At 59.2% G+C, this 13,536-nt stretch carries 13 protein-coding genes; 9 read left to right on the plus strand and 4 right to left on the minus strand.

Going from position 1 to position 13,536, the window contains the following annotated elements:
* Positions 1-99: 99 nt before the first annotated feature.
* Both IPK79_05385 and IPK79_05390 read right to left on the minus strand, forming a co-directional pair.
* A complete protein-coding gene (locus tag IPK79_05385; GenBank protein MBK8189866.1) occupies positions 100-996 on the minus strand; it encodes an S-layer homology domain-containing protein in 897 nt (298 codons plus the stop codon).
* Positions 997-1,455: 459 nt separating this feature from the next.
* On the minus strand, positions 1,456-2,502 hold the full coding sequence (locus IPK79_05390; protein MBK8189867.1) for a GNAT family N-acetyltransferase: 1,047 nt from the start codon (positions 2,500-2,502) through the stop codon (positions 1,456-1,458).
* A 177-nt stretch (positions 2,503-2,679) separates the two neighbouring features.
* Here IPK79_05390 and smpB point away from each other — a divergent pair, with 177 nt between their 5' ends.
* The 4 genes from smpB (at position 2,680) to IPK79_05410 (ending at position 6,466) form a co-directional block, all read left to right on the plus strand.
* The gene (gene smpB / locus IPK79_05395; protein ID MBK8189868.1) at positions 2,680-3,168 is read left to right on the plus strand and encodes an SsrA-binding protein SmpB; all 489 of its coding nucleotides are present in this window, start codon (positions 2,680-2,682) and stop codon (positions 3,166-3,168) included.
* Positions 3,169-3,264: 96 nt separating this feature from the next.
* Positions 3,265-4,356 carry a hypothetical protein gene (locus tag IPK79_05400; GenBank protein MBK8189869.1) on the plus strand — a complete coding sequence of 364 codons (1,092 nt, stop codon included), beginning with the start codon at positions 3,265-3,267 and terminating at the stop codon, positions 4,354-4,356.
* A gap of 126 nt (positions 4,357-4,482) precedes the next feature.
* The gene (locus tag IPK79_05405) at positions 4,483-5,622 is read left to right on the plus strand and encodes a glycosyltransferase (GenBank protein MBK8189870.1); all 1,140 of its coding nucleotides are present in this window, start codon (positions 4,483-4,485) and stop codon (positions 5,620-5,622) included.
* 37 nt (positions 5,623-5,659) lie between these two features.
* Complete coding sequence (locus tag IPK79_05410) at positions 5,660-6,466, plus strand: SDR family oxidoreductase (GenBank protein ID MBK8189871.1); 807 nt, start codon at positions 5,660-5,662, stop codon at positions 6,464-6,466.
* Between the two features lie 15 nt (positions 6,467-6,481).
* Here IPK79_05410 and IPK79_05415 read toward each other — a convergent pair whose 3' ends face one another.
* Complete coding sequence (locus IPK79_05415; GenBank protein MBK8189872.1) at positions 6,482-6,838, minus strand: VOC family protein; 357 nt, start codon at positions 6,836-6,838, stop codon at positions 6,482-6,484.
* Between the two features lie 247 nt (positions 6,839-7,085).
* Between IPK79_05415 and IPK79_05420 the strand changes: the two genes are divergently transcribed.
* The 3 genes from IPK79_05420 to IPK79_05430 all read left to right on the plus strand — a co-directional run bounded on the left by IPK79_05420 (position 7,086) and on the right by IPK79_05430 (position 10,175).
* Entirely contained in the window at positions 7,086-8,552 is a 1,467-nt protein-coding gene (locus tag IPK79_05420; GenBank protein ID MBK8189873.1) for a phosphoglucomutase/phosphomannomutase family protein, read from the plus strand.
* Positions 8,553-8,557: 5 nt separating this feature from the next.
* A complete protein-coding gene (locus IPK79_05425) occupies positions 8,558-9,628 on the plus strand; it encodes a hypothetical protein (GenBank protein MBK8189874.1) in 1,071 nt (356 codons plus the stop codon).
* A gap of 226 nt (positions 9,629-9,854) precedes the next feature.
* Positions 9,855-10,175, plus strand: coding sequence for a hypothetical protein (locus tag IPK79_05430; protein ID MBK8189875.1), 321 nt, complete (start codon positions 9,855-9,857; stop codon positions 10,173-10,175).
* 79 nt (positions 10,176-10,254) lie between these two features.
* Here the strand turns inward: IPK79_05430 and ftsH are convergent, their stop codons facing one another.
* Positions 10,255-12,171 (minus strand): ATP-dependent zinc metalloprotease FtsH, encoded by a 1,917-nt coding sequence (gene ftsH, locus IPK79_05435; protein ID MBK8189876.1) that lies wholly within the window; start codon positions 12,169-12,171, stop codon positions 10,255-10,257.
* A gap of 293 nt (positions 12,172-12,464) precedes the next feature.
* On the opposite strand from ftsH, the gene IPK79_05440 reads away from it, so the two are divergent.
* Both IPK79_05440 and IPK79_05445 read left to right on the plus strand, forming a co-directional pair.
* A complete protein-coding gene (locus IPK79_05440) occupies positions 12,465-13,082 on the plus strand; it encodes a hypothetical protein (GenBank protein ID MBK8189877.1) in 618 nt (205 codons plus the stop codon).
* A gap of 21 nt (positions 13,083-13,103) precedes the next feature.
* The gene (locus IPK79_05445; protein MBK8189878.1) at positions 13,104-13,535 is read left to right on the plus strand and encodes a nucleotidyltransferase substrate binding protein; all 432 of its coding nucleotides are present in this window, start codon (positions 13,104-13,106) and stop codon (positions 13,533-13,535) included.
* Position 13,536: the final 1 nt, after the last annotated feature.

The raw sequence follows: 13,536 nt of genomic DNA on the forward strand, positions 1-13,536 counted from the left end.
AGCATAGCGCCCATGCGTGCGACTGACCATCCATCGGGCAGAGGAGACGCTGTTAAGAGGGTACTCGGATCCGGGCATTTTGCCATGGCGTTGGCCGACTCAGGGAGGCGAGCCGGTTGTTGAGGCCGCTGGATCGGGCGCATTCGCCGGTTTGGGCGGCAGAACGTAACGCGCCAGAAACGTCAAGGCTTGCTGTCGCGTCACGGCTTGGCGCGGGGAGAAGCCTTCGCGCGCGGTTAAATCAGTCGGGGACAGGTTAAACACGGTTTCAATGAGATTATGGGCATACGCCCACGCCACCGCCGAGCGAAATTCCGGCGAAATAGCCGCCAGATCGCGAAAATTCTCAAAATTCTCGCCCGATTCCTTGGCAGTGTCAGGTCGCAATTGATCGTTAACGGCGGATCGTATCTTCGAAAGCGCCGGGGCTTCGCCTTTCAAACGCACGGCCAAATCGCACAGCCCTTCTCGCGTGATAGGCGCATCGGGATGAAAAATCCGTTCGCCCTGAAAAGCATCCGTCGACATCCAGCCGCGACGCACCACAATTTCTGCGGGGCCCGCATCGGGGCGCTCCGGCGGCAAGTCGGCAAGAGCAATCTGCGGGTCGTCCTCAACAGCCACGCCGGCGAACTTAACCAGCCATTGCGCCAGCTCCGATCGCGACACCGGCTGCTGAAAGGCGGACGAATCCGGCGTCGCGTCGGCGGGAATTAACTGCCGGTCGCGCGCATATAAAAAAGCCTCACGAAACGCTAAATAACGGTCTTTCTCAACTTCGCGCCTGCGCAACATTTCGGCTTCCGGCTGCAACGCGCTGCGCTTGGTGGAAATAGGCGGAGGGGGCGGAATATCCGGCGGCAGCTCGGTCGTGAGACGCGCGGGTTGAGGCGGGCCGTCGCACCCGGCCCAGAAGGGCGTCAGGAGCGTCAGCGCCGACGCCAGCGCGCAGACGCGAGACGCGGACCAAAAACCAGAGGGAGGCATCGGGGACATCGCGGATTCCTGCCGTTCGACGTGAGGGCGTTTGACTCTATCATAGCGCCGACCTTCGCCGGATTGTAAATCTTCGGCGTAATTCCGTAACAAAGACCTGCGCAACCCTCCAGTTTGACGCCATTGCGTCGATACCCTACTTGTCCGCAAGAGAGACAGGGCCAGACGGCCCGGCGCGATTCGCCTTTATCGTCGCGCGTGGTTCATCAGGGAAAATTCAGTACGCATAACGCAAGCGTGGCCCGGACGTGGGGGCCTTCCGTAAGGCGGCTCAACGTTGGCGGCGCGTAAGCGCGTCTTCAACCCGGAGAAAAGAGTCAGCGAGTCGATAGCTGGCAGCGCTTAGTGGTACGATCGTTTGGGTACGCTGCAAGCAAGCCTATCATCCGGCGTTTGAAATTCGCTTCGCTCCGCGCGGGCCGCGCTTGCGCCTGTGCGTCTAAAAATCTCGCCGCATTCCTACTGTTGGGTCGCGTCAGATAAAGGCGACCCGCAGGCTGTCGAGGTTTTTCGACTAAAGAGCAGAATGGGGGAAGCGCCCCGGCGCGGCTTGTCCTGTAAGGGCGTCCAGAAATCACGCACGAGCAATTGCGTTTCCTCTCCGCGCTCAAACCCTTTGGCTTGCAGCATCGCCAGCCGCTCTTTCTGAAAAGAATACGCCGTCACGCGAACAGTCGCTTTTCGCGTCTGTTCGCTTACGTGATGCAGCGCAAACTCAAGCAATTCGGCATCACCCTCCGGCCAGCCAGAGCTGACCATCCAGGAGATGTCATAGGTTTGAAGATCGGCGCTGGCAACAGAGACGCTGCCCAACAGGAGATCCCGGGCGGCGTCGGCCACGACCCAGCGTTTAAAAAAGCGTCCGCGCAGGGTGTCCAGCGTCGCATGCGCAAAGGATCGCGAGAAGGCTCTGGCGCTGCGCTCCATATACAAGCGCTTTTCCACCGGGAGCGTCTGATCGCTGAGCGTCTTCAAGCCTTTGGCGTCAGCGCAGGTCGCCTCTCGCAAACCGGCGATAAAAATCGCAGGACGCTCGCATTGACCGGGAGAAGCGTGATGATACGTCCATTGCTGGGCCAGTGGACGAAACCCGCAGGCTTTTAGCAGCGCCAGCGCTTGCTCGTAGCGAGGGTGCGTCAGCGCAATGAAGGTCTGAACGCCTTCTGCGCCGTAACGATTGAGCGCGTAATGCGCCAGCTGTGAAGCGACGTCATAAGTCGAGACATCCGGCGCCAGCAAGAGCTGATCGATTTTCCAGCGCGTCGTCCAGTCTGGGTCCTTGGACAATCCCAATACCGCCAGCACCCGGCCGTTGGAAGCTGCCGTAAAAATCGCAGGGGTGAATTGCCAGGTCGGCGGCAAGGCCATGCTCAACGCCTGCAGCGGCGCAAACAGATGACGCAGCGTTAAAAACAGACGATAACGCGGCACCTCGTCGCGAAAGGCGCCGAGCAGGGCAATCACCTGCCCCACGTCGCCCAGACCCATGGCCCGCAACTTGATCATGCGTCTCCGCCAGCCCTTTCGATCGCAGAATGCTCCTATTATAGTGGACTGCCGCGTCCCAAAATCCCCCATCTTCTGCAGAAGGGGAGTCTAGCATGCGAGGGCGACGGCCTGTTACACTGATGGCATCGCCTCTTGCAGCATCGCCGCTGCGCCCGACCCGAAAGCCTGCCCGTTATGACCGCTCGCCCCGCCAACGCGAAACCTTCTCCACCCCGTGTGATCGCCTCTAATAAGAAGGCGTATCACGACTATCATGTGGAAGAAACCTATACAGCAGGCATTATTCTGACGGGTACCGAGATAAAATCGATCCGAAACGGCCAGGTTTCGCTCAACGAAGGCTTTGCGCGGATTGAAAACAGCGAGGTGTTTTTATACGGGATGCATGTCAGCCCGTACGACAAGGGCACGCACTATAACCACGCCCCCGATCGCGTCCGCAAGCTGCTGATGACGCGCGCTGAAATCCGCAAGCTGGTCGGTAAAACCAAGCAGACGGGTCTGACGCTGATTCCGCTTAAACTGGTTTTCGACCGCTGTTGGGTGAAGGTAGAAGTCGGCCTGTGTCGCGGCAAAAAACTGTATGACAAGCGAGAAGCCCTCACCGAGCGCCAGCATCAGCGCGAAATGGATCGCGCCCGCAAAGGACGGGCCTCTTCTTAAGCGCATTGGGATATAATCAATGCAGAAGCGCGCAGGGAATGGGTCGATCGATTGCCGCCGGTCGGGGCTGCGTTGAACGCGAAGGAGTGCTCGGTTTTGAGTCCGCGCCTGGCGAAGAAAAATCAGCCGGAACTGCCTCAGCAACGTACGCAGGCAGGCATGGTTGGGTTTTGCCCCGCATCAGGGCTCGCCGTCACGTTGATGCGCGAGGATCGCTGCGACGCGCTGATGTGCTTCAAGGACGACGCCAGCGCTCAGGCGCTCAAAATAGCGCCGGAGTGGCCTTTGGCGAAAGCAGCAGGCAGTGGCGAGCGTGTGAATGTTGAAAACCGCTGGTTCAATGGATTCTCAGACGCCTTTTTTCGCGGCAGGCTCCCGCAAGTCATTGTCGTGACGGCCCAGACGCCGCACCGCAGCGAGTTTTTCGAGGAATTTGCCGATTACTTCGACAAGCTGGCCGCCTTGGGCTACTTGCTCACACGCCCCAACCCGGTAGACGCCTTGACGCCCTGCTTCGTCCTGAGCGCAGAAGGGCGCTGGTTCTCGGCTTTTCAAGACCGGCTTGCCTTGACGCTCAAGAACGTCACCCAGCTGGACGCTTCTCAACGGCGTCAGGTGCAGGAAAAATTCGTACGCGGCATTTTTGATCTCCCGCTGGTAGATTCCAGCGCGGCGCAGATAGCCGCGCTGCGCGTAGCGGGCGGCTCGTCCGCCTCTCAACTGACTATCCAGTCGGTTTTGTCGGATAAGGGCTTCGCCGTTTCGCTGGAGACGCGCTCCTCGCGGCCAGTCGATCGCCTCGAGATGGAATCCGCGATGCGATTGCTGGTCAATCGCGTAACTCCTGCCATTGCCCGGATGAGTGGCGCGCCCGCCAAGCTCGCCACGCGCTGGCGTCGCCAGATGCTCACCAGCGTAGTGGCCATCGGCTGCGAAAAAGGTCTGCTGAAAGAAGGTCCCGACGCGCAGGCGTTTGAATCGCTGCTGAGCGAAGCGCCGACGCCGCCATCGGCGCTGATTGCCTGCGATCATTCGGCTCTCGAAGCCTTTGCGCAGTGGGCGCAGGCGACAAAATCGCCGCAAGCGCCGCTGCTGTTTCAGGAACTACAGCAAGCGCTGTCGCAAGCGCCGTCTGCGGCAAGCGCAGAGCACGCTCAACGCGCGCGCCCGACCCCCAATCAATCCTGATTAATCAAGGCCGCTGGTTCTTGACGCGTTTTTATGGCATGCTGTGACTAGGTTTCTAACGCCAATTCTCCTGTCTTTTACCCCGCATTATCTCTCACGCTACTCTGGGGATAGGGTTCGCGCACTATGGCGGCGACGCAAAATATTTTGATCCTCAGCTCGAATACGGGCGGCGGGCATCGCAGCGCAGCGGCGGCGCTGGAAAGCAGTCTGCTGCAATTGCGTCCCGGCGAAGTCCTGGTAAAAATCACGCAAGTGCTGGAAGAGGCCCATGTGATGTCGCGCCGTCTGGCCGACGTCTATAACTACTTGCTGCGCCATCATCAGGACTGGATGAAGTATTACTACGGCTTTGTCAATCATTGCCGTCCCAACGAATCGCGTCTGATGCTGCTGGGCGCGTTGCGCTATGGCGGGCGACTTCTGGAGCGCTTCACGCCCAATGTGGCCGTGTCTGTCCATCCCATGACGCAGCACTTTTTTGCGTACCTGCTGAAAAAGACGGGCCTGTTAGGGCGCATCCCCCTGGTCAGCGTGGTCACGGATCCGTGCGGGGGCTTCTGGAAAGGGTGGGCCTGCAAGGACGTCAGCCGTTATTTTGTCGCGACCGACGCCGCCGCCAGCCAACTGGAGCGCTACGGCGTGGACTCTGACAAGATTCGCATTGCGGGTTTGCCCGTCCATTCCCGTTTTCATCCGGTGGAAGAGGCGGATCGCCGCCGTTTGCGAGAGCAATTGGGCCTGCACCCGGATAAGTTCACGGTGTTTCTGAATGCCGGCTGGGTCGGAGGCGGCAATATTCCGCGCATCTATGAAGCGTTGGCGAGCGCGCCTCTGGATATCCAGGCTGTTTTTCTCGCCGGGCGGAATCAGGGACTCATTCGTCGCGTGGAAAAGCTATCGGCGCGCGCACATTTCCCAACCCAGGTGCTGGGCTATACGGACGCCATTGAGGCGGTGATGAACGCCTCTGACGTGATGATCTCCAAGCCCGGCGGTTTAACGACGTTTGAGGCATTGGCTTGCCGCCTGCCTGTTCTGGCCGACGCCGTGACGCCGCCCATGCCGCAAGAGCAGGCCGCCGCCGAATATATCCAGCGGGCAGGCGCAGGAATCCTTCTGAAATCCCCGCAGGATGCGGCCCCGCTGATTAAATCGCTCCTTGATTCTCCTCGACAGTGTGATATGATGCGCCAAGCGGCAGGGCGCTGCGCTATTTTGGGCGCTTCCGACCGTATTGCCAGCGAGATTCTGACCGCGTTATAGCGGCTTTTTTATCGGATTTAGCCTCAGGACGCTGATTTTGACCACACAACCCCTTGCCCCCCAGCCGCATGCCCTACCCGACGGCGAGGCTGCGCCGACGCGACTGCTTCAGGGCAAAAAAGCGCTGATAACCGGCGGCTCTCGCGGGCTGGGAAAAGCCCTCTGCGAGGTTTTTTCGCGCGAGGGGGCCGATGTCGCCTTTAATTACGCCCAATGCGACGAAGGGGCGGCAAGCACCGTGGAAGCCATTGAAGCCAATGGCCGTTGCGCTCTCAAATACCGCGCCTCGGTGACGGATCGGCCGGCCATACAGGACATGATTCGCGATGTCACCGCGCAATTTGGCCGCATTGACATTCTGGTCAACAACGCCGCTCTCAATCGCGGCGATAACTTCGTCACCACCACCGAGCAGGCCTGGCTTGAGATTATCAACGTCAACGTCAACGGACTGTATTACGTCACCAAGCCGGTCCTCAAGCAGATGATGCGCCAGCGCGCAGGCTCCATCCTCAACATCAGCTCCATTGGCGCGGTTCGCGCCTTGCCCACGTCGGTGCACTACGCCACCGCCAAGGCTGCCTCTATCGGCTTTACCAAATGCCTGTCGCGCGAAGCCGCGCCGTTTGGCGTCAACGTCAATTGCATCGCTGCGGGCATTCTGGATACGGATCTGGGCAATTCGCTGCCGGAATCGTTCCGCAATCTGTACCAGAGCTGGTGCGCCAAGGGCCGGATGGGCGCGGCGCGGGAGCTCGCCGAATTTGCCGTCTTTCTGGTGTGCGATCGCAATACGTATATGAACGGCGAAGTTGTGATTATTGACGGCGGCACCATCGTTTAGCGGGGCTGGCGCGGTTTATTTACGCTTGTGAATCATCAGCGCGTTGCCTTCCGGGTCGTGAATGATGGCAAAGCGGCATACAGGCGTGTCGACCGGCTCCATATGGAAATGCGTTTGAGTCTGGCGTAACGCCGCAATGCTTTGATCGAAGTCGTCGACTTCCAGCGCGACCATCGGCCCTTTCTCACACGGGAGCCAGCCCTCATATTGTCCGACGCCCAGCGTCACGCCAGCGCCCAGATCGTATTCGACCCATCGAAGTTCTTCGCTGAACATCGTCATTCTGAGGTTGAGAACCGTTTCGTAAAACTGGCGCGCGCGGGCCAGATCGCTGGCCGGATACGCGATGAAAGCGGCTTCCAGCACGCGAATGCGAGTCGATGGCGTTGCGTCTTGGGTCATGGCGAAAACCTCCTGTCGCGGCAGTCTCTCTGGATTTAATGATAGCGCAAAGGCCTGTTCAGGGTGTTTTGGCCCTGGACGACACCACCTAATCCCTGCGACAGACGTCTTCTCATACAGCCTTGCATGTGAGCGATTGCCCGCTTTCCCTCGGCGCGCGCCTCTGGTTTAATGGAAACAGGTTTCTCGTGCAGGACATTGGCAGGAAAGAGGCATCATGAGCGCAAGCGTAACTCCGACGCTCCCATCAGCGATTCATTTTGGAACTGACGGCTGGCGGGCCGTCATTGCCGATGCGTTTACCTTTGATAACGTGCGCCTGGTCACGCATGCGGCGGCGCGGTACATGCGCGCCCAATACGGAACCACGCGCCCGGTCGTCGTGGGATTTGACTGTCGTTTTCTGGCCGACCGCTTTGCCCAATGCGCCGCCGAAACGCTTAAGGCGCAAGGCTTTAAGGTCTTGATGACGCAAGGCTACACCCCAACGCCTATTGTGGCCTACGCCGCCAAGGCCTACGAGAGCGCGGGAGCCTTGATGTTTACCGCCAGCCATAACCCGCCGGAATATATGGGCGTCAAGTTCATTCCCGAGTACGCGGGGCCCGCTACTCAGGATATTACGGATGCCATCGTCGCAACGGTGCGCGAATTGGAACAGTCCGGATTGCCTGCGCCGCTGGCTCAGACCGGTTCGATTGAGACGTTTAACCCGTATGAGCGTTATGTGACGCTGCTTTCTCAGGCCGTTCAGTTCGATACGTTCAAGACGCGCCCTCTTAAAATCCTCTACGACCCGATGTACGGCGCGGGGCAAGGCTATCTGGATCGTATCTACCGCGAAAAAACCGGCCTGACGCTGGATATGATTCACAACACGTTTGATGCGCGCTTTGGCGGGCAGTTGCCTGAACCCAAGGCCGAGTGTCTGCCCGAGTTGCTGGCGCGCGTACCCGCCGAAGGCTATGACCTGGGCCTGGCCAACGACGGCGACGCTGATCGCTTTGGCGTTGTCGATGAAACGGGACGGTTTCTGGGCGCTGATATCGTGCTGCCGCTGCTGTTTCGCTACCTGTACCACCGCCGGGGCTTTCGCGGCAGCGTCGCGCGGACAATTGCGACATCGACCCTGATGGACGCGCTGGCGCAAAAACTCAACGTCACTGTCCATGAGACCAAGGTGGGCTTTAAGCACATTGGCGAGGTGATGCGAAACGAAGCCGTCATTGTCGGCGGCGAAGAGTCCGGCGGGCTGAGCGTTCTGGGACATATTCCCGAAAAAGACGGCATTCTGGGCGATCTGCTTATTGCCGAAATGCGGGCGGTTGAAAACAAGCCGCTTAGCGCTATTTATGACGATCTGGTCGCAGAAGCCGGGATTCGCCTGTTTGGCATCAATACCAATCTGCATCTGGATGACGCGCAAAAAGCGGGTCTCATGGCGGCGATGGGCGCGATTAAGCCCGGCGAGGCATTTGCAGGGCGCCCGGTTCAAAACATCATTACCCGCGACGGGATCAAGCTGGTCTTTGGCCCTTCAGACTGGGTGTTGGTGCGTCCCAGCGGCACCGAGCCTATTTTGCGCCTGTATGGCGAGAGCCCGGATCCGGTCATGCGCGATCGATTTGAAGAAGACGTCGCGCAGCGCATCGAAAACCTTTCTTCCTGCGCGGCGACGCGATAGAGACGATGGCCTTGCCGGGAGCGGCGGCGCCTCAGTCGTTTTGGCGCTTACTGGCGCGTAGCTTTCAACTCTACGGCCAGTGGGGGGCGCGTTTTACGCTGCCCGTTCTCGCCCCGACGGCTTATAAGCTGGGCGGTCTACTGTATTGCGCGCTGATGCCGTTTTACGTCCTGGAAGCGGCGCTCCCCCTAACGCAGAACGGTCAGACGCTGAGCGCTATGGCGCTGGTGCTGGCAAGTCCTCTGCCGGGATTGGCGCTCTTTTGCGTGGGAGTGTGGCGCTATCTGGCGCTGATGGCCTCGTTGTCCACTAACGCAGCGCAGGTTCTGGCGAACGCTCCCCCTGATTTCAAGGCGGCTTCACGCGCCATTGACGCCCGGGCGCGCGCGTATTCCCGTTTGCTGGGTATTCTTCTGGGCGGCATCTGGCTTCCCGCGCTTGGCATCTATCTGGTCACGCTGGCGCTGAGCGTGTGGATGCCATCGGTCCTGCTGCGGGTCGTCCTGTTGCTGAGCGGAATGGGTCTTGCCCTGGCGGCGCTGGGGGCCGCCACGGTCTTTTATATCGCGTGTTCGACGGCATTTCAGGTCGCGGCGCTGGAGCCGCATCATCTGCGCGCGCGGGATACGCTGCGGCGATGCCTGACGCTGGCGCGCGGCCAGATGGGACGGCTGACGCTTGCCATGACAGCGTGGACGCTGGTGACGAGTCTACTGGCGCCGGCCATCATCTGCGCGCTCAGCGACGTCACCGGACTGACGCGCGCGCTGCTTCCGGCGAGCGCATTATTTGTCACGCGGATGCTGGACGCGTATTCGCCTGCGCAACTGGCGCAGTGGGGCGCGTCTGCTTCCCTTGGCGCGCTTTATGACTGGCTGTACGGCCTGATGGACGCCTCTCGCTCTGATATTGCGCGCGGCGGGGTCCATTTGACCCTCGGGCTGGCGGTGACGCTGCTCTCGTTGCCGTGGGGGACGTTTCTCTTCACGCTGTTATACCAGGATCTGCGCCTGCGCCATGAGTTAACGCAGAAGACGTCAGACGCGCTCGCGCCACAGGAGACGCCTGCCTCTTAAACTCACATCTGCGGAGACGGGGGCGGACGACGCAAGCCTAAGAAAATCTAAACCTGCGCAATCCCGCGCATGCGATTGTTTTTATTCAAGTACGGAAAGTCACAGTGGTGTCTGAAACAAGAGCGTGTCGAGGGGTCGTATTGTCGGGGGCGATAAGCCTCAGAAGCCTGCCGCCTGGAAGCAAGCGCTTCGCCGACGTGCGACAACGGGGGAAAGGGTCATCGTCATGTCGATGCAAACGCCTTATTGGAGCCAGCCCGCGCTGCCAAGCGCCACGTTGCGCGCCCCCGGCTTCACCACCCAGTTTCAGGCCAATCCGGCGGGATTCAGCCTCAGCAATTCTGTTGCGCCAGCGCCGATGCCCTATCCAGCGACTTATTCGTATCTGCCGCCTATCAGCCCGCCTCCTGCGTGCGCGCCTCTCTTTCCTTCTTGCCAGCCGACGCTTGCAGGAGCGCCTGCTAGCGATCTCGCGGGCTTCGAACAGATTCTCGCCTTTTTACAAGGCATGGCCTTTGGCCAAAGCCCGTGCGGGCGCCAGTTTTAACAACAACAAATGCTCTCTTCTCTCTCAGCAAGCTTGTCGCAAGACAGGCTTTTTCTTTTTGGAGAGGTCGCCGCAAGCGTTATCCGGCTGAGACAATCGGCGAATCCGCCGTCGTCATGGCGGCCATTTCGAGATCCGTACGGCCGTGGCCCCCGGTGGCTCCGTCACGCGAAGCTTTCACGCGATCGCAGATTTCCTGCACTTCGGATTCATCCATGGTTTCGCGCTCCAGCAGCGCTTTTACCACGGCGTTCATCACGTCGCGATTCTCTTCCAGCAGTTTTTGCGCGTAAGCGAACTGGGTTTCAATAATGGTTTTGATTTCGCGGTCGATCGCCGCAGCGACTTCTTCGCCGTAGTCGCGCTCTGAGCCGAAATCCCGGCCCATAAACACATGCTCGTTATGATTACCAAACACGATTGGCCCCAGCGTTTCGCTCATCCCGAATTGAGTGACCAGTCGCTTGGCAACCCGGGTGACGCGCTTGAGATCGTCTGCGGCGCCGGTGTAAAACTCACCGTAGACCAGCCGTTCCGCCGCCCGACCGCCAAGCGCCATGGCGATATCCGCCATCAAGTGGCTTTTGGAGGTGTGGGTCTGATCGTCATCGGGCATCGTCCAGGTCAAGCCCAGTGCCATCCCGCGCGGAATAATGCTGACCTTGCGCAGCGGCGTACAGTTGGGCGTCAGCAGGGCGATCAGCGCATGGCCCACTTCATGGTAAGCCGTAATTTCTTTGTCTTTCTCGGTAATAATGCGCGATTTCTTCTCGGTTCCGGCAATGACGCGCTCAATGGAGGACTCGATGTCATCCATCTCCACGACCTCTTTATTGCGTCGCGCCGCCAGAAGCGAGCCTTCGTTCAGCAGGTTGGCCAGATCCGCGCCCGTAAAACCCGGCGTGCGTTTGGCGAGAATCTTCAAATCGACGTCTTTGGCCAGCGGCTTGCCCTTGGCGTGAACGCGCAGGATCTGCTCGCGGCCTTTGACGTCGGGACGATCCAGCACGATTTGGCGATCGAATCGACCGGGGCGTAGCAAGGCGTTATCCAGAATATCAGGGCGGTTGGTGGCGGCCAGAATAATAATCCCTGTATTGGCGTCAAAGCCGTCCATTTCCACCAGCAATTGGTTCAGGGTCTGTTCGCGTTCATCGTGCCCGCCGCCCATCCCGGCGCCGCGCTGACGGCCGACGGCGTCAATTTCGTCGACGAACACGATACAGGGGGCGTGTTTTTTAGCCTGCTCAAACAGATCGCGCACACGGCTGGCGCCGACGCCGACGAACATTTCCACAAAGTCAGACCCGCTGATACTGAAAAACGGTACGCCGGCTTCGCCAGCGACGGCCTTGGCCAGCAGGGTCTTGCCGGTTCCGGGCGATCCCACCAGCAGCACGCCTTTCGGCACGCGCGCGCCGAGTTTCTGGTAGCGCTCGGGATTCTTCAGGAAATCAACGACTTCCTCGAGTTCCTCTTTGGCTTCGTCAATGCCGGCCACGTCGTCAAACGTGACTTTGACCTTGCTGTCGAGCGTCATCTTGGCCTTGCTTTTACCGAAGGCCATGGCTTGCCCGCCGCCATTCTGGGCGTTTCGCAGCATAAACATCAGAAAAATAACGAGCAGCGCGGGCAACGCCAGCATCGTCAGCAATTGCACCCAGAAACCGGAGGCATGGGGCTGCTCAAATTTGAAGTTGACGTTCTTCTCGATCATTTTAGGCGTCAGAATCGCCACTGCGCCCTCTTGAGGCAACTGTGAGCGATACATCGAAAACGCCGCCTTTTCGCCCTGCTTCTTGACGGGCGTGGCCTTGGCTTCGGCGCCTTCAATCACGACAGAAGCGATTTCGCCGCGATCAATCTTCTGGAGAAATTCTGAGAATGAGATGTTTTTCGAGCCGCTTTCCGGCGAAAACAGAATCGTCGACATCAGAACGGCGACGATAATCAGCAGCGCGAGAATCCAGAAGCCGGTCTTGTGAGAGTCTTTCATGGCTGTCGTTTTTTGAAACCTTCCATTCGTCCATGCCGTTTGCGCGGCGCTCAGGCCCTCCTATCATACCATCGTTTGGCGGGGGCCCGCCCGATGGCGCCTCGCGGATGGCCAGAATTCCCCCAAACGCCCCACTTTCGTAACGCAAGATTAACAAACTCGCGCCCAAAGCGCTTCTTATGTTACGATGCGAGGAGAAGACCCGTTACTGAAGGCGTCAGAGGGCCTCGCTCGCCCGCTTTACGTCAGAGAGTTCAGAGACTTCGCTTTTGCGGCAGGAGACAGAGACGATCATGACCTCGCTTTCTACCGAAGAATTCCCCTATACCCTCACCTATGTTCGCCAGATGCTGAACGTGGAAGAGTCTGAGCTGATGGCGCTGGTCAAAGCGTTGTCGCTCGCCCCTAAATCTGATGAAACCAATCGCGTCATCTTTTCGCACCGAGACACCGAGGTCTTGCGCAAGGCGTTGGATATGCGCCGCCGGGGAGAAGATCTCCAGACAATCGTACGATATTTCGCCATGTCGCAAGCCTCTGCCCAACATGCGCAGGACGCTGGCGCGTCCATGCCTTCGCCGCCGACGCCTGCGACCCAGATGCGCGCCCCTGCCCCCGCTGCTGCCGGTGGGGCGGAAGCCATGACGCTGCGCAGTATCGGTAAAGAAAGCCTCGCCGTTGTCGTAGAAGCCGTTAGCACGGCTAAAGAAGGCATTTTGCGCGATATGTCGCGCCTGCTCGACGACAAGCTGACAGGTCTGGACGAAGTTGTCGTCGAGCTGATTCGCTGCAAGAGCGAAAATGACGCCCTGCGGCAAAAGCTCAAGGAAAAATCCGAAGAAACCGACGCGCTTCAGTATGAGCTGACTCGCTATAAATCTTCCGGTTTTGGCTTTTACCGCAAGATTTAGCATTTTCTGAGGGCGTTTCGGGTGTCAAAGACCGAAAAAGCGCGTTGGCAATACCGGTTTGATAATTTCGAGCGGGCCTACGGGTTGTTGCGCGAAGCAATCACGCTGGCGGCGGCGCGCGACCTGACGCAACTGGAGAAAGAGGGCCTCATTCAGCGTTTCGAGTTTACCATTGAGCTGGCCTGGAAAACGCTGAAAGACTATCTCGAGAGCCAAAACGTCGCACTGACGCAGGTGACGCCGCGGGCCGTTATCCGGGAAGCTTTCGCCGCCCGGATCCTCACCGATGGTGAGCTGTGGATGGATGCGCTGGACGCGCGTAATCGTATGGCGCATACTTACGATCGCCGCCAGTTTGAGGCGGTCATTGAGGCGATTCGCCTCCGTTATCTGGATGCGATCGAAGCGCTTTACCTGCGGTTACGACCTGCCGATCCCTCTATCGACTTATGAC

The organism is Vampirovibrionales bacterium, from assembly GCA_016712355.1.
Lineage (GTDB): Bacteria > Cyanobacteriota > Vampirovibrionia > Vampirovibrionales > Vampirovibrionaceae > JADJRF01.